The sequence below is a fragment of the Marinactinospora thermotolerans DSM 45154 genome (genome assembly GCF_900167435.1).
Taxonomy (GTDB): domain Bacteria; phylum Actinomycetota; class Actinomycetes; order Streptosporangiales; family Streptosporangiaceae; genus Marinactinospora; species Marinactinospora thermotolerans.
In genome coordinates this window covers 259,610-281,890 of the sequence record NZ_FUWS01000005.1, presented here as the reverse complement: position 1 = coordinate 281,890, position 22,281 = coordinate 259,610, and the positions used below count along the sequence as shown (strand labels likewise).

Below are 22,281 nucleotides of genomic sequence, written 5' to 3'. Positions count from 1 at the left end.
GCGTCGGTCAGTGCGCGTGGTCGTGTTCCTCGTCGTGGGCGTGGTCGTGGCCCTCGCCGGAGTCTGCGGAGTGGTCGTGCCCCTCCTCGTGCGTGTGCTCGTGCTCCTCGTGGCCGCCGAGTTCGGCCAGGCCGACGATGGCGAGGTCGCGCGGTGTGAAGTCCAGCGTCATCGCGCGTTCGAGGGCGAGCCCGTCGCCGCCCACCGACACCTCGGCCAGTTCACGGGTGGTCGGGTTGACGACGTAGGCGTAGTTCTCCCCGGCGACCACGGCGGCCCGCCCGCCGTCCTCGGTCGCGTCGCCCACCTCCCCGGTGGCCCGCGTGGAGTGGGTGATCTCGCCGTTGGCGGGGTCGACGGCGTGCAGGGAGCCGTCGGAGGTGAGAACGAGGCCCTGTTCCCAGAACGGGTCCCAGGCCAGTGTCACGAAGTCGGCGGGCAGGTCGAGCGGGGAGATCTCCTCGGCCGCGGTGTCGATCACCGCCACCTGGCCGTCGGAGTAGGAGCCGAGGACCTGCTCGGCGCCGGGGGCGCCGGCCAGCATGGTGACCCGCGCGTCCTCGCCGCCGCCCTCGGGGGCGTCGATCTTGGTGGCCTCCCACGTCCCGTCGTGGGAGTGGACCTTCAGCACCCCGTCGGAGCAGCCGAACAGCGCGGTCTCGGAGTCGGGGGCGAAGGCGCCGCGCAGGTCGGGACAGTCGTCGAACTCGGCCTCGACGTCGCCGTCCTCGGTGAGGACCTGGACACCGGTCACCTCGCCGGAGGAGTCGGCGCGGCTGGCCACGATGTCGTGTCCAAGGGGGATGGCGACACCCTGGTGGGCCGTGCCGGACGGTGTGGTGGCCTCGGCGGCGAGTTCGTCGGGCGCCTCGTCGCCGACGTTGACGAGGGAGACCGACCCGTCGCCGTCGGCGAACACGGCGGCGTGGTCGCCGTGGACGAGGGCGTGTGAGGGTTCGGGAACCTCGATCGCGCCCTCGACCAGGGCGGGTTCGACGTGGTCGGGGTCGGCGTGGTCGCCGTGCGCGGTGTAGCGGATCCCCGCGTCGAGGAGCTGCACGGTGTCGTCGCCGGTCTGGACGAGGAACACCTGTCCGCCGCTGGGGCTCGCGGCGGACAGCAGGGCGGGGCCGGTGGCCTCGACGCTTCCCGCGGTCTCGCCGGAGGCGACGTCGATGACGTGCACCGCGCCGCTGTCGGCGGCGGAGACGACCAGGCGGGGCAGGGCCGCGCCGTGGGACGCCTCGCGCGCCTCCCAGCCGGCCGCGGGCGAGGGGCTGGGGTCGGGTCCGTTGTTCCCTTCGCTCTCCTCGGTTCCGCATGCGCTCGCCAGCATCACCAGGGGGAGAACAAGGGGTGCGGCAAGCGCTGACCTGCGCATGGCACTCCTTCGACAAATGAAAACCGTTTTCGTTCTTATACCATATGTCCTGTTCCGGGGGGTAAGGCGGGAAAGAGCGAGGGCACCCGCGGTCGTCCCGCGAGCGCCCTCGACCGTTCCGACACGGCGGCTCAACCGTGCCGCTTGATCTCCTGCCGGGCGAGGGAGCGCAGGTGCACCTCGTCGGGGCCGTCGAAGATGCGCATGGCGCGCGCGTGCGCGTACATCTCCGCGAGGGGGAAGTCGTCGCTGACCCCCGCTCCACCGTGCACCTGGATGGCGCGGTCCAGTACCTCCACCGCCACGCGCGGTGCCGCCACCTTGATCGCGGAGATCTCGGTCCGGGCCTCCTTGGTGCCGCGGTTATCGATCAGCCAGGCCGTCTTCAGTACGAGGAGGCGGGCCTGCTCGATCGCCAGGCGCGACTCCGCGATCTGCTGTTGCACCACGCCCTGATCGGCCAGAGGGCGTCCGAAGGCGACCCGCTCGCGCGCGCGGCGCACCATCAGTTCCAAGGCGCGCTCGGCCATGCCGATCGCGCGCATGCAGTGGTGGATCCGTCCGGGGCCCAGCCGGGCCTGGGCGATCATGAAGCCGTCCCCCTCGCCGGCCACCAGGTTTGTCGCCGGAACCCGGACGTCGGTGAAGCGCAGTTCGCAGTGGCCCTCCTGGTCCTGATAGCCGAAGACCGGCAGGGCGCGCACGATCTCCAGGCCCGGGGTGTCGCGCGGGACGATGATCATCGACTGCTGGCGGTGCGTCGGGGCATCGGGGTCGGTCTTGCCCATGACGATGAACACGGCACAGCGGGGGTCCGCCGCACCGCTGATCCACCACTTGCGGCCGTTGATCACGTAGTCGTCGCCGTCGCGGGTGATGGAGGTGGAGATGTTGGTGGCGTCGGACGAGGCGACGTCGGGCTCGGTCATCGCGAACGCCGACCGGATGCGCCCCTCCAGCAAGGGGGTCAGCCAGCGTTCCTGCTGCTCGGGGGTGCCGAACATGTGCAGCACCTCCATGTTCCCGGTGTCGGGCGCCGAGCAGTTCAGCGCCTGCGGGGCCAGGAGGGGGGAGCGGCCGGTGAGCTCGGCGAGGGGGGCGTAGTCGGTGACGCTGAGGCCGCTCACGTCGGGGAGGAAGAGGTTCCACAGGCCGCGCCGGCGGGCCTCGGCCTTGAGGTCCTCCATGATCGGCGGAAGGGTGTGGTCGTCGCGGCCGGCCTCGGCCCGCCAGCGGTGGTAGACGGGCTCGGCTGGATAGACGTGCTCGTCCATGAACTCGTGGAGGTTGTCCAGGTAGGCGCGCGCCGTGGAACTGAGTTCGAAGTCCATACCGCCGAGTATGCCACCAGACCGACCGGTCGGTACCGTTGGATGGCGGACGCCGGACGGGGATCCCCGAGGATTCGATCCCCGGCGGCCGGGGAAAACTCATCCCCCGGCGCGGTGGTCCGCGCGGGGCGGACCGTCCTGGTGGGGGCGGGACCCGCTGGAGTCCCATTCCCGAGTGAACGGAGGCGACCGGATGACCATCGCGCGCCGCGGCATCATCACCGACTGGGGTGGCGTGCTCACCTCTCCGCTGCCCGAGACGATCGACGCCTGGCTGGCCGCCGACGGGATCGACCACGAGCACTACCGCCGCGTCATGCGCGGCTGGCTCCAGGAGGCCTACGCGGGAGGCGCCGTCAGCCCGGTCCACGCGCTGGAGCGGGGCGAGGTCGAGACGACGGAGTTCGAGCGCAGGCTCGCCGCCGAGCTGCGCCTGGTCGACGGCGGCGCGGTCCCCGCCGAGGGGCTGATCGAGCGGATGTTCGCCGGCTTCCTCCCGGTGGAGTCGATGTACGCGGCCCTGCGGCAGGCGCGCGGCCAGGGCGTGCGCACGTGCCTGCTGTCCAACTCCTGGGGCAACGGCTATCCGCGCGAGATGTTCGTCGACACCTTCGACGCGGTGGTCATCTCGGGTGAGGTCGGCATGCGCAAGCCCGAGCCGGAGATCTTCGCCCACGCCCTCGGCCTGGTCGGCCTGAGCGCGCGGGAGTGCGTGTTCGTCGACGACGTCGAGCGCAACGTCGAGGCGGCCAGGGAGCTGGGCATGCTCGGCATCTTGCACCGCGACCCCGAGGAGACCCGGGTCCGCCTGGAGGAGGCCTGCGGCGTCCGGCTCGACGTCATGGTCTGACCCGCACGCGGCGCACGGTGCCGGCCGAGGTTTGGGAGACTGGTGCCACCGTCCATCCGACCGGCCGAAATGACGAGACCAACGATGCGCATCTACCTGCCGAGCACCCTGTCCGCCCTCGCCGTGGTCCTGGCCGACGGAGAGGTGCGCGGCGCGCCGCTCATCGCCTACGCGGTGACCGACACGCTGCGCCGCCGCCACGACGGGCACGACGACGAGGAGCTGGAGTACATGGCGATGGGAGCGGCGGCCGACGCCTCGTTGCGACTGCTCGCCGCGGACCCGACAGCCCCGCGCCGTCGGGTCGTCATCGCCGCGGAGGTCCCCGACGGCGTCCTCCGGCCGACCGCCTCCGACGGACCGGCCGGGGTCGAGGTGGACGGCGGCGTCCCGCTCAAGCGGGTCGTCTCGGCCCATGTCGACGACGCCGAGGCCGCCGAGGACATCGCCGCCGCGCTCGCCGAGCCCGAAGCCGGCCACGCCGACGAACACGAGCTCATGTGGTACGCCACCCAGGAGCTGAGGTACCTGGTGGGGTGAACCGGCTGAGGGGCGCGCGGGGGACGCTCTGCGCCCGCAGGGCGCCGGAGCAGGGAGTTCCCCCGCGCCCCTCACCGGCCACCGGCGCGTCCCAGCGGACCCGAGGGCCGGAGCGGGGCGGTCGGCGGCACGGGGAGAACCCCCGAAAACCCCTGCGGCACCGGCGTTGCGACCGGATCGGACCGGATAGGGAACCCCCAGCGGGGCCGTCGTGCGGCACAATGGGCACCGAACACGCAGGTCCCCTTCCCGAGGAGCCCCCCATCAGCCGCCTGGTGTTGTGGAACATCGACTTCACCCTCGTCGACGTCGCCCGCGTCACGCGCGCGGCCTACGCCGAGGCGTTCGAGAAGGTCACGGGCCAGCCGCTGGTCTACCTGGCGCAGACCGCGGGACGGACCGATTCGGAGATCTTCTTCGAGTTCCTCGCCCGCAACGACATCGACTCCGAGCAGGCGGTCGACCTGCTCCCGGCCTTCACCGAGGCCCTGGGGACGGCCTTCGCCCGGCGTCGTGAGGAGATGGTGGCGAACGGACGCGCCCTGCCCGGCGCGCAGGAGGCGTTGGCCGCCGTCGCCCGGATGGCCGACACGGTACAGAGCGTCGTGACGGGCTCGATCATGTCCGGGGCGATGGCGAAACTGGCCGCCTTCGGCCTGGACGGTTATCTCGACCTCGCCATCGGGGGGTTCGGATCCGAGCACTATCCCAAGGCGAGCCTGATCCAGTTCACCCGGATGCGCGCGGAGGAGGCCTACGGCAGGTCCTTCCCCGAGGCGAGCACGGTCTACATCACCGAGTCGGTGCGCGATGTCGAGGCGGCCTGCATCGGCCGTGCGGCCCCCATCGCGGTCGTGAGCGGGTCGGCGACGGAGACGCAGCTGCGCGCGGCGGGCGCGCGCCGGGTCCTGCCCGACCTCACCGACCCGCGGGCGCTGGTCGCGGCGGTCGAGGAGGTCACCTCGGGCGCCGGGCGGGCGTGAGGCCGCACAAGGTCGATCGTGTGGGAATCCCACGGGACGGGGGCGCGCTCGGGTAGGAAGAGGACGGAAGACCGTAGCGGGACTGGCCAACGCCCTAAATCCGACGTAGTGTCACGTTTTGCGGTTAAGGAGACGGGGAGGGGACTCATGTCCGGAAGCGGACAGGGGAACCCGGTGACGCCCCGCACACGGGCCGCCACGGGTGGAGGTCGGACGTTCCCACGAAACAAACTGCTAACGGGCGAAACCTACTGTTAACAGCGTTGAACGCTGTTGCAAGTTGTGAAACGCAGTAGCCTAGGCGCGGGCATGGATCGGACAAAGAAGTCCTTCCGTTTCGCGCCTTGACCTGTGTGCATGGGTCCTGGTGTGCGAGCCGGGCCGTCCTTCCCCGTATCCCGGCTTCACATCCGGGTTAACAAAACTTCACAATCTGTATCGCCTGGCCGGGAACCTCCCGAGGCAGGCAACCAACCCCCGACGACTCACAAGGGAGTGAGATCGCACATGTCCGGGCAGTCTGACGCCGTCAGGGACCACCTGCTGAGCGACGCGGTCGCGCAGTGGTCCGAGCTCTCCGGCCGATCACCCGTCGAAGTGCACCAGGTCGAGCGGTTCCTCCGGCTGTACTACCGGCACGTCGCCCCTGAGGAACTCAAGGAACGCCGTCCCGCCGACATCTACGGGCCGGCGCTGGCCCACCGCGAGCTCGGCGAGATCCGTCCCCAGGGACGCGCCAAGGTGCGGGTCACCACCCCCGAGGGGGAGGCCGCCCCGTCCGTGGTCGAGATCGTCACCGACGACGCCCCCTTCCTCGTCAGCTCCGTCACGATGGAACTGGCCCGCCACGGTATCGGCGTCCACCTGGTCATCCACCCCCAGCTCCGGGTGGAACGCGACATCGTGGGCCGCCTCATCGAGATCGACCCCCAGGAGCCGACCCTCACCCCGCTCGCCGAGTCGTGGATGCGCATCGAGATCGACCGCCGCACCGACCCCGGCCAGCTCGAACAGCTCGCCGCCGACCTGGAGCGCGTCCTGGCCGACGTGCGTCACGTCGACGAGGACTCCGCCCGGATGCGTCACTGCGCCCTGCGGCTCGCCGACGAGGTCGCCGCGCTCCCGTCGAGCGCGGAGGGCCCCACCGAGCGCGAGGTCGACGAAGGCGCGGAGTTCCTGCGCTGGGTCGCCGACCGGCACTTCACCTTCATGGGGTACCGCGAGTACACCCTGGTGCGCGACGAGCAGGGCAACGACGCCCTGAGCCCGGTCGCCGGCACGGGGCTGGGACTGCTGCGGATGGACGCCCCGGCCTCGAAGAGCTTCGCCGCGCTGCCCTCGGAGGTCCGCACCCACGCCCGGGAGCCGCACGTCCTCGTCCTCACCAAGGCCAACTCCCGCGCCACGGTCCACCGGCCCAAGTACCTCGACTACATCGGCGTCAAGAAGTTCGACGCCCAGGGCAACGTCATCGGCGAGCGGCGCTTCCTCGGCCTGTTCACCCACGACGCCGTGACCACCAGCATCGCCCAGATCCCCATCCTCAAGCGCAAACTCGCCGAGGTGCTGGACCTGGCGGGCTTCGACGCCGACAGCTACGACGGCAAGGACCTGATCGAGATCCTCGAGGGCTTCCCGCGCGAGGAGCTGTTCCAGGTCCCGGTCGAGGAGCTCTACGACATCGTGCTGGGCGTGCTGCGGTTGCGCGAGCGCCGCGGGACCAAGCTCTTCCTGCGCCGCGACGTCTACGGGCGTTACATCTCCTGCCTGGTCTACATGCCCCGGGACCGCTACACCACCCAGGTCCGACTCGACATCCAGCAGGTGCTGGCCGAGGCGTTCCAAGGCGCCTCCATGGACCACGCCGTCATGGTCAGCTCCGCGCCGCTGGCCCGGCTCTACCTGGTCGTGCGGGCCGAGCGCGGCAGGGCCCTGCCCGACATCGACCACGCCGCGCTGGAGGCCGAGGTCGTCCGGGCCACCCGTTCCTGGGACGACGGCCTCGCCGAGGAGCTGACCGCGCGTTTCGGCGCCGACCGCGCCGCCACGCTCCTGCGCTCCTACGCCGACGCGCTGCCCGAGAGCTACAAGGTCGACGTGCCCGCCCAGGTCGCGGTGGACGACCTCGACCACATCGACCGGCTCGGCGACGACGACATCGCCGTGCGGCTCTACCGGCGCGAGGGGGCCCGTCCCGGCGAGTGGCGCTGCAAGGTCTACCGCACCGGCGCCCCGATCTCGCTGTCGCGCGCGCTCCCGCTGCTGGAGCACATGGGGCTGGAGATCGTCGACGAGTGGCCCTACGGGCTGGGGCGCCCCGACTCCTCCGGGCAGCGGCGGGAATGGGGCTGGATCTACGACTTCGGCCTCGCCGACCTTCCCGAGGGGAGCGGGGGCGAGGAGCGGTTGCGCACCCTCTTCGAGGACGCCTTCCTCGCGATGTGGGACGGCCGGGTCGAGTCCGACCGGTTCAACGCGCTCGTCGTGCGCGGCCGGCTCACCTGGCGCCAGGTCACCATCCTGCGCGCCTACGCGAAGTACCTGCGTCAGACCGGCAGCACCTTCACCCCCGCCTACATCGCCGGCGTGCTCCTCTCCAACGTCCACGTCGCCGGACTGCTGGTCCGCCTCTTCGAGTCGCGGTTCACGCCGGGGCTCGACGAGGGGCGCGCGGAACGCAGCGAGGCCATCGCCGAGGAGATCCGCGGCGAGCTCGACGCGGTCGCGAGCCTCGACCACGACCGCATCCTGCGTTCCTTCCTCGCGGCCGTCGAGGCGACGTTGCGCACCAACTACTTCCAGCGCGACGCCGACGGACGGGAGAAGCCCTACCTCGTCTACAAGCTCGACCCGCAGCGCATCCCCGACCTGCCCGCGCCCCGGCCCAAGTTCGAGATGTTCGTCTACTCGCCGCGCACCGAAGGCGTCCACCTGCGGTTCGGTTCGGTCGCGCGTGGCGGCCTGCGCTGGTCGGATCGGCCCGAGGACTTCCGCACCGAGATCCTCGGCCTGGTCAAGGCGCAGACGGTGAAGAACTCCGTCATCGTCCCCAACGGGGCCAAGGGCGGCTTCGTCTGCAAGAACCTGCCGGTGGGCGGCGACCGCGACGCCGTCCAGGCCGAGGTGGTGGCCTGCTACGAGCAGTTCATCAGCGGTCTGCTCGACGTCACCGACAACCTCGTCGACGGCGACGTGCGTCACCCCGACGACGTGGTCCGCTACGACGGCGACGACGCCTACCTCGTGGTCGCCGCCGACAAGGGCACCGCGACGTTCTCCGACATCGCCAACCGGATCGCGGCCGAGCGGGGGTTCTGGCTCGGCGACGCCTTCGCCTCCGGCGGGTCGGTCGGCTACGACCACAAGGCCATGGGGATCACCGCCCGGGGCGCGTGGGAGTCGGTCAAGTACCACTTCCGCGAGATGGGCGTCGACGTCCAGCGGGAGGACTTCACCGTCGTCGGCATCGGGGACATGTCCGGGGACGTGTTCGGCAACGGGATGCTGCTGTCGCGCCACATCCGGCTCGTCGCGGCCTTCGACCACCGGCACGTCTTCCTCGACCCGACCCCCGACGCCGCCACGAGCTACGCCGAACGGCGCCGTCTGTTCGAGCTGCCGCGCAGCTCCTGGGCCGACTACGACGAGAAGCTGATCTCCGCGGGCGGTGGCGTCCACCCGCGTACCGCCAAGTCCATCCCCATCACCCCGCAGGTCCGCGAGGCGCTGGGGATCGACGAGGGGATCACCTCGCTGACCCCCTCGGAGCTGATCCGCCACATCCTGCGGGCCCCGGTGGACCTGTTGTGGAACGGTGGCATCGGCACCTACGTCAAGGCGTCCACGGAGTCCCACGCCGCGGTCGGCGACAAGACCAACGACCCGGTCCGTGTCGACGCCACCGAGCTGCGCTGCAAGGTCGTCGGCGAGGGCGGCAACCTCGGGCTCACCCAGCTCGCCCGGATCGAGTTCGCGCTCGAGGGCGGTCGCGTCAACTCCGACTTCATCGACAACTCCGCCGGGGTGGACACCTCCGACCACGAGGTCAACATCAAGATCCTGCTCGACCGCGAGGTGCGCGCCGGACGGTTGACCAAGGAGGAGCGCGACGAGCTGTTCGTCGGCATGACCGACGAGGTCGCCCGGCTGGTGCTGGGGGACAACTACCACCAGAACGTGGTCCTCTCGGCGTCGCGCAAGCAGGCCGGCGGCATGCTCCACGTCCACGCGCGCTACCTGCGCAGGCTCGAACGGTCCGGTCACCTCAAGCGCAAGCTGGAGTTCCTGCCCGACGACAAGACGATCGCCGCGCGGCGGTCGGCCGGACAGGGCCTGACCAGTCCGGAGTTCGGCACACTGCTGGCCTACACCAAGATCGTGCTGAGCGAGGAGATCCTCGCCTCCGACCTGCCGGGCGACCCGTTCCTGCGGGGCACGCTCACGGCCTACTTCCCGTCGGCCCTGCGCGAGCGCTTCGCCGACGCGATGCCGGAGCACCCGCTGGCGCGCGAGATCATCACCACCCAGGTCGTCAACGACATGGTCAACCGTTCGGGGACGACCTTCGCGTTCCGGATCAACGAGGAGACCGGGGCCAGCGCGGCCGACATCGCCCGCGCCTACCTCGTCGTCAGCGAGGCCTTCGGGCTGCGGGACTTCTGGCAGGCCGTCGAGGAGCTCGGCGGCCAGATCGACGTCGACACCCAGCTGTCGATGCTGCTGGAGGCCCGCAAGCTCACCGAGCGCGCCACCCGTTGGCTGCTGCGCAACCGGACGTCGATGTTCGACCTCGGCGAGGAGATCGCGTTCTTCGCCGAGGGGGTGCGCCACATCGTGCCGCAGTTGCCGGAGCTGCTCCAGGGGCGCGACCTGGCGTCGTTCACCGAGCGGCGCGACCGTTTCGCCGCCCGCGGCGTTCCGGTCGAGCTCGCCGAGCGGGTCGCCGGCATGGTCCCCGCCTACTCCACGTTCGACCTGGTCGAGGTGGCGCGGCAGATCGACCGACCGCTGCGTGAGGTCGCCGAGGTCTACTTCGACCTCGCCGAGCAGCTCCAGTTGAGCCGGCTGCGCGAGCGCATCATCGCGCTGCCGCGTGACGACCGCTGGAACACGATGGCCCGCGGGTCGATCCGCGACGACCTCTACGCCGCGCACGCCGAGCTGGCCCGCGACGTCCTGGCGTCGGGGAGTTCCGGCGAGACCCCCGACGAGCTGCGCGCCCACTGGACGGCGCAGAACGAGACCGCGGTCCGTCGGGCCGGCCAGACGCTCTCGGAGATCTGGGAGAGCGAACGCTTCGACCTGTCCACCCTCTCCGTGGCGCTGCGCTCGGTCCGGGCGCTCGTGGCGGGCGGCTGAGCGGAACCGGTTCGCCGACGGCGGGGGCGTGCCCACGGGGCGCGCCCCCGCCGCGTCGTTACCCCGGACCACGCGAGGCGGTGGAGAGGGGCGCGATCTAGTGTCGTGGGCACGATGGACGACAGACGACAGACGGCTCGCCCGGACGGGCCCTACGAGGAGACCGGTGAGGTCTGGGACGACCCCGACCTGTTGTACGCGGCCGTCCTGCGCGCGCTCGACCAGGGGCGGGCGCGCGAGGCGCTGCCCGCGGCCGAGCGGCTGCGCGACATCGACGACGACGCGCAGCGGGCGGTGCTCGCGCACGCCCTCGTCCTGCGGGCCTGTGCCGAGCACGCCCGGGCCGAGAACGTCTTGATCCGGCACATCCGCGCGCGCGGCGGCAGCGCGGACACCTGGTTCGCGCTCGCCCCCTTGGCCTCGTGGCGGGGCAGCGACCGCGATGTCGCGACGGCACTGGACAACGCGCTGCGCCACGACCCCGACCACCCCGACGCGCTGGAATGGGGGTACAAGTACCGGTTGCGCGAGGAGGGGCCGCAGGCGGCGGCCCAGTGGGTGGCCGAGCGGTCCGAGCGGAGCTGGCGCGCCCGGATCATCCTGGGTGAGCTGGAGTTGCGCGGCGGGGACACGCAGACGGCCCTGGACCTGTTCGAGACGGCCTGCCGGTCGGCCCCCTCCGAGCCGGGACCGCTGGCAGCCGCCGCGCGGATCCTGGCCGCCGAGGGACACGACGCGATCTGCGCGGCCCTGGTCAGGCGGCACTGGACCGGCTCGCGCGGCCCGTTGCCGCTCATCGAGGCGATCGAGGCCGACCTGCGCCTGGGCCGTCCCGGGGACGCGGCGCTCGCGCTGGCCCGGCTGCGGGGGCTGGAGATCCCCCAGGAGCTGGTCGCCGTGGTCGCCGACGTTCGCCGCAGGGTCGAGGCCGCCTGCGCGGCGCGAGGGCTGTGAGTGAAGGACGCCTCCGCGACGCCCTAGACTTGGGAGCGTGGCAGACCTAGACCCCGCAGACCAGATCAAGGAACTCTCGGCGACGCTGGAGAGCGTCGAGTCCGTGTTGGACCTCGACGCCAAGCGCACGGAGATCGAACAGCTGCGCGAGCAGTCCGCGGATCCGGAGCTGTGGAGCGACCAGGACAACGCGCAGAAGGTCACCCGGCGACTGTCCTACCTTGAGTCCGAGGTCACCAAGGTCGAGGGGATCCGTCGCAGGCTCGACGACCTCGGCGTGCTGTTCGAGCTGGCGGCGGCCGAGGACGACGCCGACACCCTCACCGAGGCCCAGGACGAGCTGACGGCCCTGCGCAAGGACATCGGCGACCTCGAGGTCCGCACGCTGCTGTCCGGCCCCTATGACGAGCGTGAGGCGCTGGTCAGCATCAACGCCCAGGCCGGCGGTGTGGACGCCGCCGACTGGGCCCAGATGCTCCAGCGCATGTACCTGCGCTGGGCCGAGCGCCATGGTTACCCGACCGAGATCTATGAGACCTCCTACGCCGAAGAGGCGGGCATCAAGTCCACCACCTTCGCGGTGCGGGCCCCGTTCGCCTACGGCACGCTGCGCGGTGAGCACGGCACACACCGCCTGGTGCGCATCTCGCCGTTCGACAACCAGAGTCGGCGCCAGACCTCCTTCGCGGGCGTGGACGTCGTCCCGGTGGTCGAGCAGAGCGACCACATCGACATCGACGAGAGCGAACTGCGCATCGACGTCTACCGCTCCAGCGGTCCGGGCGGTCAGGGCGTCAACACCACCGACTCGGCGGTGCGCATCACCCACCTGCCCACCGGCATCGTCGTCTCCTGCCAGAACGAGCGGTCGCAGCTGCAGAACCGCGCCACCGCCATGTCGGTCCTCCAGGCCAAGCTGCTGGAGCGCAAGCGGCAGGAGGAGCGTGCCGAGATCGACGAGCTGCGCGGCGAGGGGGCCAGCAGCTGGGGCACCCAGATGCGCAACTACGTGCTGCACCCCTACCAGAACGTCAAGGACGTGCGCACCAACGTCGAGACCGGCAACACCGGCGCGGTGCTCGACGGCGAGATCGACGAATTCATCGATGCCGAGATCCGTTGGATGCGCAACCAGGAGCGCGCCGCGGAATAGCGCCGGAGCAGCGGTTTTATCGGAAACACGTATATGTGAACGTTATCACCGGTTGACTCTTCCGATATGCTCGGTCCTGCTGTTCCGTTCCGCAGCTCGGTCGAGCGCGGCGTGGGAGTGGATGCCCCGTGAACCCCCGGTGTCCCGGCGCGATGGCGACGCCGTGGTGGCAGGGGGAGGAAGAGACGGCCGTTCCGGAGAACCGGTTCCGCCTCCGTGGGATCGTTCCGGGAACGAGTCTCGATCTGGACATTCCGGGTTGCATTCACCCCTACACTGTCGATTGGCCCTGTGGCCGGTACTGCCCCGAGCGGATGGGTTCCGCCTGGGCTCCCCAACCTTCGAGAACCTTGTGATGCACCTGTGATCCACTTCGAAAACGTCACCAAGGTCTACCCGACCCAGAAACGCCCCGCTCTCGACGGCGTTTCCATCGACGTCGACAAGGGGGAGTTCGTCTTCCTCGTCGGTCCGTCCGGCTCGGGTAAGTCAACGTTCCTGCGGCTCGTCCTCAAGGAGGAGAAGCCCACCAAGGGGCGGGTCCATGTCGCGGGCAAGGACCTCGCTCGTCTGTCCAACTGGAAGGTGCCGCACCTGCGGCGCCGCATCGGCTGCGTCTTCCAGGACTTCCGGCTGCTGCCGAACAAGAACGTCTTCGAGAACGTCGCGTTCGCGCTGGAGGTCATCGGCAAGCCCCGCCGATTCATCCGCAAGGTCGTTCCCGAGGTCGTGGAGCTGGTCGGGCTGGAAGGCAAGTCCACCCGCATGCCCGACGAGCTTTCGGGTGGTGAGCAGCAGCGCGTCGCGATCGCGCGCGCGTTCGTCAACCGTCCGCAGATCCTGCTGGCCGACGAGCCCACCGGGAACATCGACCCTGCCACCTCGATCGGCATCATGAAGGTGCTCGACCGAATCAACCGGACGGGAACGACCGTCGTCATGGCGACCCACGATGCCGCCATCGTCGACTCGATGCGCAAACGTGTCATCGAGCTCGAAGAGGGCCAGGTCGTGCGGGACCAGTCGCGTGGTGTCTACGGTCAGGCGTACTGAGACGCCGGCCGGCTACGCGTTCCAGCGTTGGTGAACCAGCGCGGCGAAGCCCCACAAGGATGGACCCTTAGAACATCATGCGAGCACAGTTCGTACTTTCCGAGATCTGGATCGGTCTGCGCCGGAATCTGACGATGACCATCGCGGTGATCACCACGGTGGCCATCTCGTTGGCACTCTTCGGTGCCGGTCTGCTCATCAACCAGCAGGTCTCCGAGATGCGCGGGTACTGGGGCGAGCGTGTCTCGCTCACGGTCTACCTGTGCAACGACACCTCTCCGAGCGCCATCTGCCAGGAGAGCGGAGCGGCCAGCGACGAAGAGCGGCAGGCGATCCAGTCCCAGCTCGAGTCCATGCCCGAGGTCGCCCAGGTCACCTTCATGACCGAGAGCGAGGCGTGGCAGGACTTCCAGGACCGCTTCTCCAACAGCGAGGCCCTGGTCGAGGCGACCGAGGAAGGGGACATCCCGGCGAACTTCCGGGTGCAGCTCCAGGACCCCGGCGATCACGACACGGTCGCGGGCGCGGTCGCCGAAATGCCGGGCGTGGACTCGGTCTCCAACGACCAGGAGGTCCTCGACCAGTTCTTCGAGCTGCTCGACGGTCTCAAGTGGGCCGCTCTCGTCGTCGCGGCCGTCCAGCTGGCCGCCGCCGCGCTGCTGATCGGCAACACCATCCGCCTGTCGGCCTACAGCCGCCGTCGCGAGACCGGCATCATGCGGCTCGTCGGCGCGTCGAACTTCTACATCCAGCTCCCCTTCCTCCTGGAGGGCGCGATCGCCGGTCTCATCGGCGGTATCTTCGCCTCGGGCTTCATCGTGGCGACGAAGTTCTTCCTGCTGGACAAGGTCCAGGACTGGTTCCAGTTCGACGTCACGCTGGGTATGGGCTCGGTCTTCTACGTCATCGGCGTGTCGATGATCCTCGGCGTGCTGCTCTGTACCATCGCCTCCTTCCTGACGCTGCGGCGCTACCTGCGGGTGTGAGGCGGCAGAAAGGGGTTCTTCAGTGCCACGGGAAAAGGGGCGCAAGACCATCGCCCAGAACCGGCGTGCCCGGCACGACTACCACATTGACGACACCTACGAGGCGGGGCTCGTCCTCACCGGCACCGAGGTGAAGTCGCTGCGTGCCGGACGGGCCTCCCTGGTGGACGGTTTCGCGCTGGTCAGGGACGGCGAGGTGTGGCTGCACAACGTCCACATCCCGGAGTACACCCAAGGGACGTGGACCAACCACGAGACGCGCCGGCCCCGCAAGCTGCTGTTGCACCGCGAGGAGATCGCCAAACTCATCGGCAAGACCCAGGAAGCGGGTCGCACCCTGATCCCGCTGTCGCTGTACTTCAGCGACGGACGGGCCAAGGTCGAGATCGCGCTGGCGCGCGGTAAGCGCGAATACGACAAACGCCACGACATCGCCGAACGTGAGGCCCAGCGTGAGGTCGAACGCGCCCTGCGGCGTCGGCGCTGAGCGTGTGAAAGGAACCCCAAAGGTGTCCCCCCGTCACCTCCGTCGTTTCCTGGCCGCGACGGTGAGCGCCGCCACGGTGACCGTCATGGCCGGTTGCGCGGCGGAGCCCAGCCCCGAGGTCGCCGTCCGCACGTTCCTGCTCGACTGGCAGGCCGGCGACTACGAGGCCGCGGCCCGCCAGACCGACGGCGACGTCGACTCGGTCGCCGCGGCCCTCCAGCAGGCGCACGACCAGCTCGACCTGGCGGCGCTACGGCTGGGCCTGGGACCCATCTCCATCGATGGGGACACGGCGACAGCCTCGTTCGACGTACAGGCCGACCTGGGGATCGGCGACCCGGTGTGGGAGTACGAGGGCAGCATGCCCCTCTCGCGCACCTCCGAGGGGTGGGCCATCAACTGGTCGCCCGCCGTCATCCACCCGCGCCTCGCCGAGGGCGAGCGGCTGGCCATCACCTACGACGTGCCCGACCGCGGCCAGATCTACGACCGTTCCGAGCAGCCGCTCGTCGGCGAGACCGACGTCATCGCCTTCGGTGTCCGCCCGGCCCGGATGGACGACATGGAGGGCGGTATCCAGGACCTCGCCGAGATCCTCGGCGAGGATCCCGAGCCGTTGCTCAACCGGGTGCGCTCGGCGCCGCCGGAGGAGTTCCAGCCCTTGGTGCTCATGCGTGCCCAGGACGTCGACCCCTCGCTCCTGTCCCGCGCCACGGGTATTCCCGGCGTCGAGACGAGTGAGCTGAAGATGCCGCTCGCCCCCAACATGGCCTCCGCGATCGTCGGCGAGGTCGCCGGAACGGTCGAGCACAAGGTCTCCTCCCGGGTCTCGGGCCCCTACCAGGCCGGCGACACGGTGGGCCTCGGCGGCCTGCAGAGCGTCTACCAGCAAAGGCTCGCGGGATCCGCGACCACCAAGGTGGTCACCCTCGACGAACAGGGCGGCGAGACCGAGGTCCTGCACGAGTGGGCCGGACAGGAGAGCGGTTCGCTCACCACCACCCTCGACAGCGACGTCCAGACCGCCGCCGAGGGGGCTCTGGAGCTGCTCCCGGGCAGCGCCTACCTCGTGGCCCTCGACGCCCGCAACGGCGAGATCCTGGGGGCCGCCGGCCGGCCCGACGAGGTCGACAACGTCGGTGCCTTCACCAGGGAGTACCACCCGGGTGAGGCGTTCACGATCGTCTCGGCCGCCGCCCTCCTGGGCTCCGGTGCGGTGAGCGCGGACCAGGCGGTGACCTGCGACGCGGAGACCACCATCGGCGACCGCACCTTCACCAACCCCGGCGGTGCCTCCCTGATGTGGGGCCAGCCCGACCTGACCCGCGCGTTCGCCAACGCCTGCGCCACCACCTTCGCCGGCCTGGCGGCCGAGGCCGACCCCGAGGCGCTGAACGCCGCCGCGGCCGACTTCGGTATCGGAGGCGACTGGCAGGTTCCGGTGCCCGCCTACACCGGTGAGTTCGCCCCGGGAGGCGGCGAGGCCGGCATCGCGGCGGCCATGGTGGGCGCCGACGGTGTCAAGGTCAGCCCCTTGACGATGGCCACGGTCGCCGCGGCGGTGGCCGAGGGGACCTGGCACGCGCCTCGCCTGGTCGCCGACGAGGAAGGCACCGAGGAGTCCCCCTCCGTCGAGCTCGATCCGGCCGTGGTGGAGTCGCTGCGGGCGATGATGCGCTCGACCGTGCAAGAGGGGTCCGCGGCGGCGGCCAACATCGGGATGGTGCCGGTGCACGGCCAGGTGGGCTTCGCCGAGCAGGAGATCGACGGCGAGGCCGGCGCGGTCCAGTGGTTCGTCGGCTACCAGGGCCAGGTCGCCTTCGCGGTGGCGGTGGAGACCGACCCCGCGAACACCTACTCCTTCGCGGTCTCGGCCGCGGCCGACTTCCTCCAGCGCCTGCCCTACGGGTATGTGCAGGACACGACGGCGCAGGAGGGAAGCGCCGCCGACGCCGGTGGGGTTCCCGCCGTCGACCCGGTGTACTGACCTCCGCCGCTGACGTGGGGCCGGGCGATTCGCCCGGCCCCACGTCCGTTTTTCCGACCCCGGCCCGCGCGACGACGGGATCGCCGGTCGCGGACCGGACGGGGTGGCCGTGGGGACCGCGGGTCGGGGCACAGGGCGTGCCCGCCGTGTTCGCGGGTGTGGCCAAGGGCCGGTGGTAGGGATCTCCCGGGACGGGGGCGGGTGGTCCTTGGACGGTCGGGACGGCGGCTTCCGGGAAGAGCTCACCGGGCAAAACACCAGCAAACTCGGCCAATGGGGCAACCCGGCCCGTGGTGTGGGGCGTCTTCCCCTATGACTGGAACCGTAAAGGGGGTTGCGGTGACCAGTCCTGAGGGACAGGACCTCGTCTCGGGGGAGGCCCTGTCGTTTCGAGGCCGGCCCGACCCTGCCGGCCGCCCTCGCGGGCAGCGTCGATGGATCCCGTCCGCGCCCGCGGGGGTTTCTCATGTGCGGGCTTGGAGTCCCCGGCGCTCATCGGCCCGGTTGTGACGTCGCTCCGAAAAATCTCCGCCGGGCGGGAATCGACTTGGCTCCGCGGCCGTTGTACCGGTAGCGTGAGAACGTCGGGACCGCTGCGGCGGCCCCGCGCGCGGGTCCTCGGGCCCGTTGAAAATTCCACAGGGGGTGATCGGTTTCGACTTCGGTGGTTGTTCCAGGGGAAGCGGGCCGAGGGTTGCGGTTGTGACCTCGTAAATCCTGCGATCGCATAAATACAAGTGCCAATTCTAAGCGCACTGAGTTCGCTCTCGCTGCCTAAGCGATAGCGACTCTGTCGGCCTGAGCTCGTCTCCGGCTCAGGTTCCGGCATCGTTCAGGAGACTTACCGGTCGGATCAGGCCACGGGGCCCGATCGGGAAATTCACGTGGCTGGGCTTGTCAGCGACACGTCTGCGTGAGCGCTGGAGCCGAGTAGAACGTACAGCAGACTGCGCCCGGAGAAGCCCTGTTGCGGTACCGAAGGACGCGGGTTCGATTCCCGCCACCTCCACCCAGTGACGCAGAGCCGTCGGCCATCAGGCCGGCGGCTCTGCGCGTTTGCGGCCCTCATTCCTTCGGAGGAGGAGATCTCCCTCCCCGGGAGGAGGAAAGCCTGCCCTTCGGGCGTGAGCATGGGTCCAGCGGCCACAGCCACGACGCCTCCGTGGCCGGCGAACGTCGGGAAGGGAACCGGAACCATGGTGGAGATCGTCGGGATCCTCGTGCTGATCCAGGGAGTCCTCGGATTCGCGGGGCCGTTCCTCGACAGGGAGATGGGGCTGTTGCATCTGTGGTTCGACCTGTCCCAGACCGCCTACCTGGGGATCGCCGTGCTCGGGCTGGTGCTGACCGTCCTGGGCGGGGCCATGCGGCGCGGTCGCAAGCGGGCCGGCTGATCCACGGCCCCCGGGGGTCAGCGGTCGATCGCGCCGACGAGCCAGGCCGTGCGCACCGCGGCGCGGGGAAGCTCCCTGCTGGTGCCGAGCACGACGCCGAAGGAGGTCCGGAAGGTGAAGGAGTCGGCGTGCCGCTCGCAGACCACGTCCTCGACCGCGTAGAAGGACCGGGGGTTGCTCACGCGCAGGAACGGAACGCCGTTCTCGATCACCCGCGCCCACACACCGTAGCCGGAGAGCGCGGAGGCGAGTTCGGCGAGCTGATGGCGTTCGGCCGGCCCGGTGGGCGTGACCGGCAGGGCGGACAGGACCGGCGGCGGCGGTGATACCGGGGTCCGGGGAGGTCGACGGGCGCGCTCGGCACGGAACATGCTGTCCTCACGGGAGATGCGGTGGGTCTCCCGCCATTGTCACCCTCCGTGGTCGAGTCGGGGTGGAGCGCGCCGCCGACACGCCGCGGCCTCCTGCGCGGCGGTTCAGCCGGTGAGGGCCCGCACCGCGCGGTCCACGTCGGACTCCGTCGTGTAGACGTGGAAGGACAGCCGGAGTCGGCCGGAACGTTCGGAGAAGCGCACACCCGCCTCCCGAAGCCGCTCCGCGCCACCGGGCAGGCGGACCGAGACGATCGCCGAGTCACCCGCAGGCAGCCCGACCCCGGCGCGGAACCGGTCGGCCATGGCCACGTTGTGCGCGTGGACGCGCTCGACCCCGATGTCGAGCAGCACCCCCAGGGAGGCGGCGGCGGCGACCCCCGCGAACCAGTTCGGCGAGATGTCGAACCGGGACGCGCTGTGCGACAGGCGCATGTCCATGTCGGAGAACGCCCCCGCGGGATCGGCCGCCGCGCTCGGTCCGGCCGCGATCGGGCGCATCACGGCGCGCAGTCCAGGGGCCAGGTAGCCGAACGCCAGCCCGCGCGGCGCCATCAGCCACTTGTAGCAGGAGCACACCAGCGCGTCGAAGCGCGTGGCGTCCACGGGCAGCCAGCCCACCGCCTGGGTGCCGTCGACGATCACCCTCGTGCCGTGCCGCCGGGCCGCCGCGACGATGTCGTCCACGGGGGCGATCTCCCCGGTCGAGAAGGAGACCAGGCTGAACGCGACCGCCCAGGTCTCGGAGTCGATCGCGGCGGCCAGCTCGCCGGGCGGCACGGTCACGACCTTCACCCCGCGGTCGGCGTGGACCATCCAGGGGTAGGCGTTGGAGGTGTACTCCCCGTCGGGGATCACCACCCGGGCGCCGTCGGGGACGGCCAGGGCGATCGCGGAGAGCAGCTGTGAGGTCGCGGCCCCCTGGACCACGTCCTGTGGAGGCGCCCCCACGAGTTCGCCGAAGCGCGCCCGTGCGGCCTCGCCGGCGGGAAACCAGACCTCGGGCGTCTGCCTGCCGTGCCGCCAGCCGTCCAGGGCCGCATGCAGGGCCTCGTAGGCCGGGCGGGGCGGAAGTCCGTACTGGGCGGTGTTGAGCCAGAGAGGGGCGGCATCCCACAGGAGGTGCGCGGAACGAGGATCCATGTGTCCATCATGGCGACCGCGGGACGGCCCGGCCAGGCCGGCCCGGCCGTCCCATGGCGGTTCACAACGAGCGGATCCAGTTCCCGCGGTGCATCACGCCGGCCACACTCAGGTCCTCGTCGAGCACGAGCAGGTCGGCCCGCCCGCCCTCGACCAGTGAGCCGACCCCGGTGAGTCCCAGGGCACGGGCCGGAACCTCCGAGGCCGACCGGGCGGCGTCCTCCAGGCGCAGGCCGACATGGTGGACCGCCCGGCTGATCGCCTCGGGCAGCACGATCGTGCTGCTGGCGATCGCGCCGGTCTCGACCACCACCGCGTTGCCGTTCTCGACGCGCACCCGCAGCTTCCCCAGTGTGTACTCGCCGTCCCCCAGGCCGGTCGCGGCCATGGCGTCGGTGATGAGCGCGACCCGCTCGGGGCCGGCCTGGGCCGCCGCCAGGCCGACGATCGCCGGGTGCAGGTGCACGCCGTCGTTGATCAGCTCGACGGTGACCCGCTCGTCGGCCAACGCGGCGGCGATGGGCCCGGGCTCGCGGTGGTGCAGGGGCCGCATCGCGTTGAACAGGTGGGTGGCGACGGTGGCGCCCGCGTCGAACGCGGCGCGCGCCTGGTCGTAGGTGGCCTCGGTGTGGCCGACAGCGGCCACCACGCCTTCGGCGGTCGCCGCGCGGATGAGGTCCAGCGCGCCGGGCAGCTCGGGCGCCACGGTGATCATCCGGACGTGCCCGCGGCCGGCCTTGAGCACCGCCGCGAACTCCTCCAGGTCGGGGTCGCGCAGCAGCGCCGGGTCATGTGCCCCGCACCGGCTCTTCGCGATGTAGGGGCCTTCGAGGTAGACGCCGGCGAGGTCACCGTCGTCGGCGAGTTCGGCGAGGGCGGCCACCTGACGCAACGTGTCCTCGGGGGAGGCCGCGACGAGTCCCCCGACCACGGTCGTGACGCCGTGCGAGCGGTTGAACTCCACGATCGAACGGGCCCGTTCGGGGTCGGCGTCGGTGAAGGCCGCGCCGGCGCCACCGTGCACGTGGATGTCGATCGCGCCGGGCAGTACCCAGCGTCCTTCGGCGTCGACCGTCTCACCGCGGGGTTCGGGGACGGGGCCCGGCCCCAGGGCCGTGATACGTCCGTCCTCGACGCGTAGCCATCCCTCCAGCACTCCGTCGGGAGTGACCAGGCGAGCGTTCTCCACCGTGCCCATGTCCGCACCTTCCTGTGCCGTATACCACACCGTGTGCCGTTGTGTCGGGAGTGCGCCGCCACCGGTGTGAAAGGAGCCCGGGAACTGGGCTGTTTCGCGCCGAGCGGGCACATCGGACCGTCCGCCGTCATGCTCGGGAGGGGGAGGAAACCCCTACCGCGCATTGACGATAGTGCCGCCCCCGCGCATCATGGGGACTATGGCCCCCGGTGAGCTGCTTGTCCAGCGCCTGCACGTCGATCTTCGACAGCAGGCGAGCGCACTGTGTTGTAGCTGAGCGCCAGTCCAGGGCATCCGCCCTGCGCTGTTCTCGTCCCCCGCGGTGCTCGGCTCACGGTCCAGATCCCGGTGATCTCCACGTTGTGGAACGTCGCGCGCGGCTGCGGGGATTTTCCAGACGCCGCCACTACCAGCCTTTCTCGCCGCGATCCCATCGTTTCGCGAGACAGGGCCCGGCCGGGGACACCGTAGTCCCGCCCGGCCGGCTCCAGCGCCACGTTCCTCCCGGCCTCGCGGCCATGTCTCACCAGGAGATCCTCCATGACCAGCTTCACCGTGCTCATCGGTGCCCCCCAGTCCCACTCGGCCCTCCGCGCCGCCGCCCTCCACGCCGCCGAGGCCCTGCTCCCGCCCACCGGGATCTCCGACCCCGTCGAGGTCGTCGACCTCGCCTCCTTCGGCTCCGCGCTGCTGGCCGCCGATCCGGGCGAGGAGGTCACGGCCGCGCTCGGCCGGGTGCGCGCCAGCGACGTCGTCCTGGTGGTCTCGCCCCAGGTCCACGGCAGCTACACGGGCCTGCTCAAGGTGTTCTTGGACCGGATCCCCGAGGTCGGTCTCGGCCACACCATCGCCGTCCCCATGGCCGTCGTGGACGATCTGCGCACCGGACGCGGGGTGGAGGACGACCTGCGCGTCCTGCTCTCGGACCTGGGCGCCAGGGTGATCGAGCCGGGGCTGCTGCTGGCCCGTGACGAGCTGGGCGATCCGGCGGGGGTCATCGCCGCCTGGAGCGAGGTGGCCGCGCCGACGCTGCGTCAGGCGACGGTCGTCTCCGTGTGATCACACGTGTGGGGGAGGGCGCGTCGCCCTCCCCCACACAGTGGCGTGCGCGG

The 22,281-nt window shown here is 70.7% G+C and carries 17 protein-coding genes and 1 other RNA gene; 13 read left to right on the top strand and 5 right to left on the bottom strand.

The genetic code is table 11. The features are described from left to right. Window positions 1–7 precede the first annotated feature (7 nt). Together B5D66_RS25470 and B5D66_RS10980 are read right to left on the bottom strand one after the other, a co-directional pair. The gene (locus B5D66_RS25470; RefSeq protein WP_159457254.1) at window positions 8–1,381 is read right to left on the bottom strand and encodes a PQQ-binding-like beta-propeller repeat protein; all 1,374 of its coding nucleotides are present in this window, start codon (window positions 1,379–1,381) and stop codon (window positions 8–10) included. Between the two features lie 131 nt (window positions 1,382–1,512). After that, window positions 1,513–2,712 carry an acyl-CoA dehydrogenase family protein gene (locus B5D66_RS10980; protein WP_078761584.1) on the bottom strand — a complete coding sequence of 400 codons (1,200 nt, stop codon included), beginning with the start codon at window positions 2,710–2,712 and terminating at the stop codon, window positions 1,513–1,515. Between the two features lie 193 nt (window positions 2,713–2,905). On the opposite strand from B5D66_RS10980, the gene B5D66_RS10975 reads away from it, so the two are divergent. From B5D66_RS10975 to B5D66_RS10920, 12 genes are all read left to right on the top strand, one after another. Further along, on the top strand, window positions 2,906–3,562 hold the full coding sequence (locus B5D66_RS10975; RefSeq protein WP_078761717.1) for an HAD family hydrolase: 657 nt from the start codon (window positions 2,906–2,908) through the stop codon (window positions 3,560–3,562). 84 nt (window positions 3,563–3,646) lie between these two features. Then, the gene (locus B5D66_RS10970; RefSeq protein WP_078761583.1) at window positions 3,647–4,102 is read left to right on the top strand and encodes a DUF6912 family protein; all 456 of its coding nucleotides are present in this window, start codon (window positions 3,647–3,649) and stop codon (window positions 4,100–4,102) included. A 221-nt stretch (window positions 4,103–4,323) separates the two neighbouring features. After that, window positions 4,324–5,085: an HAD family hydrolase gene (locus tag B5D66_RS10965; protein WP_078761582.1), complete on the top strand. Its 762-nt coding sequence runs from the start codon at window positions 4,324–4,326 to the stop codon at window positions 5,083–5,085. A gap of 507 nt (window positions 5,086–5,592) precedes the next feature. Continuing rightward, window positions 5,593–10,443, top strand: coding sequence for an NAD-glutamate dehydrogenase (locus B5D66_RS10960; RefSeq protein WP_078761581.1), 4,851 nt, complete (start codon window positions 5,593–5,595; stop codon window positions 10,441–10,443). Window positions 10,444–10,557: 114 nt separating this feature from the next. Further along, window positions 10,558–11,397 carry a tetratricopeptide repeat protein gene (locus B5D66_RS10955; protein WP_078761580.1) on the top strand — a complete coding sequence of 280 codons (840 nt, stop codon included), beginning with the start codon at window positions 10,558–10,560 and terminating at the stop codon, window positions 11,395–11,397. 37 nt (window positions 11,398–11,434) lie between these two features. Next, window positions 11,435–12,550 carry a peptide chain release factor 2 gene (gene prfB, locus B5D66_RS10950; protein ID WP_078761579.1) on the top strand — a complete coding sequence of 372 codons (1,116 nt, stop codon included), beginning with the start codon at window positions 11,435–11,437 and terminating at the stop codon, window positions 12,548–12,550. A gap of 363 nt (window positions 12,551–12,913) precedes the next feature. Beyond that, window positions 12,914–13,603: a cell division ATP-binding protein FtsE gene (gene ftsE / locus B5D66_RS10945; protein ID WP_078761578.1), complete on the top strand. Its 690-nt coding sequence runs from the start codon at window positions 12,914–12,916 to the stop codon at window positions 13,601–13,603. Between the two features lie 77 nt (window positions 13,604–13,680). Then, window positions 13,681–14,589 carry a permease-like cell division protein FtsX gene (gene ftsX, locus B5D66_RS10940; protein ID WP_200813611.1) on the top strand — a complete coding sequence of 303 codons (909 nt, stop codon included), beginning with the start codon at window positions 13,681–13,683 and terminating at the stop codon, window positions 14,587–14,589. Between the two features lie 22 nt (window positions 14,590–14,611). Then, on the top strand, window positions 14,612–15,076 hold the full coding sequence (gene smpB / locus B5D66_RS10935) for an SsrA-binding protein SmpB (protein WP_078761577.1): 465 nt from the start codon (window positions 14,612–14,614) through the stop codon (window positions 15,074–15,076). A gap of 22 nt (window positions 15,077–15,098) precedes the next feature. Next, window positions 15,099–17,063, top strand: a complete 1,965-nt coding sequence (locus B5D66_RS10930; RefSeq protein WP_078761576.1) for a penicillin-binding transpeptidase domain-containing protein — start codon at window positions 15,099–15,101, stop codon at window positions 17,061–17,063. A gap of 641 nt (window positions 17,064–17,704) precedes the next feature. Next, window positions 17,705–18,075, top strand: a transfer-messenger RNA (tmRNA) gene (ssrA, locus tag B5D66_RS10925). A 184-nt stretch (window positions 18,076–18,259) separates the two neighbouring features. Then, window positions 18,260–18,457, top strand: coding sequence for a hypothetical protein (locus tag B5D66_RS10920; RefSeq protein WP_078761575.1), 198 nt, complete (start codon window positions 18,260–18,262; stop codon window positions 18,455–18,457). 17 nt (window positions 18,458–18,474) lie between these two features. Here B5D66_RS10920 and B5D66_RS10915 read toward each other — a convergent pair whose 3' ends face one another. The 3 genes from B5D66_RS10915 to nagA all read right to left on the bottom strand — a co-directional run bounded on the left by B5D66_RS10915 (window position 18,475) and on the right by nagA (window position 21,169). Then, window positions 18,475–18,828 carry a hypothetical protein gene (locus B5D66_RS10915; protein WP_235000919.1) on the bottom strand — a complete coding sequence of 118 codons (354 nt, stop codon included), beginning with the start codon at window positions 18,826–18,828 and terminating at the stop codon, window positions 18,475–18,477. Between the two features lie 105 nt (window positions 18,829–18,933). Continuing rightward, entirely contained in the window at window positions 18,934–19,971 is a 1,038-nt protein-coding gene (locus tag B5D66_RS10910; protein ID WP_078761574.1) for an aminotransferase class V-fold PLP-dependent enzyme, read from the bottom strand. Between the two features lie 61 nt (window positions 19,972–20,032). After that, window positions 20,033–21,169, bottom strand: a complete 1,137-nt coding sequence (gene nagA, locus B5D66_RS10905) for an N-acetylglucosamine-6-phosphate deacetylase (protein WP_078761573.1) — start codon at window positions 21,167–21,169, stop codon at window positions 20,033–20,035. A gap of 540 nt (window positions 21,170–21,709) precedes the next feature. Between nagA and B5D66_RS10900 the strand changes: the two genes are divergently transcribed. Next, window positions 21,710–22,228, top strand: coding sequence for an NADPH-dependent FMN reductase (locus tag B5D66_RS10900; protein WP_078761572.1), 519 nt, complete (start codon window positions 21,710–21,712; stop codon window positions 22,226–22,228). Window positions 22,229–22,281 lie beyond the last annotated feature (53 nt).

Bases quoted from the DNA above. Each gene is read 5' to 3' on its own strand.
- B5D66_RS25470 (WP_159457254.1), bottom strand. From the start codon at position 1,381: ATGCGCAGGTCAGCGCTTGCCGCACCCCTTGTTCTCCCCCTGGTGATG.
- B5D66_RS10980 (WP_078761584.1), bottom strand. From the start codon at position 2,712: ATGGACTTCGAACTCAGTTCCACGGCGCGCGCCTACCTGGACAACCTC.
- B5D66_RS10975 (WP_078761717.1), top strand. From the start codon at position 2,906: ATGACCATCGCGCGCCGCGGCATCATCACCGACTGGGGTGGCGTGCTC.
- B5D66_RS10970 (WP_078761583.1), top strand. From the start codon at position 3,647: ATGCGCATCTACCTGCCGAGCACCCTGTCCGCCCTCGCCGTGGTCCTG.
- B5D66_RS10965 (WP_078761582.1), top strand. From the start codon at position 4,324: ATGGGCACCGAACACGCAGGTCCCCTTCCCGAGGAGCCCCCCATCAGC.
- B5D66_RS10960 (WP_078761581.1), top strand. From the start codon at position 5,593: ATGTCCGGGCAGTCTGACGCCGTCAGGGACCACCTGCTGAGCGACGCG.
- B5D66_RS10955 (WP_078761580.1), top strand. From the start codon at position 10,558: ATGGACGACAGACGACAGACGGCTCGCCCGGACGGGCCCTACGAGGAG.
- ftsX (WP_200813611.1), top strand. From the start codon at position 13,681: ATGCGAGCACAGTTCGTACTTTCCGAGATCTGGATCGGTCTGCGCCGG.
- B5D66_RS10920 (WP_078761575.1), top strand. From the start codon at position 18,260: ATGGTGGAGATCGTCGGGATCCTCGTGCTGATCCAGGGAGTCCTCGGA.
- B5D66_RS10915 (WP_235000919.1), bottom strand. From the start codon at position 18,828: ATGTTCCGTGCCGAGCGCGCCCGTCGACCTCCCCGGACCCCGGTATCA.
- B5D66_RS10910 (WP_078761574.1), bottom strand. From the start codon at position 19,971: ATGGATCCTCGTTCCGCGCACCTCCTGTGGGATGCCGCCCCTCTCTGG.
- nagA (WP_078761573.1), bottom strand. From the start codon at position 21,169: ATGGGCACGGTGGAGAACGCTCGCCTGGTCACTCCCGACGGAGTGCTG.
- B5D66_RS10900 (WP_078761572.1), top strand. From the start codon at position 21,710: ATGACCAGCTTCACCGTGCTCATCGGTGCCCCCCAGTCCCACTCGGCC.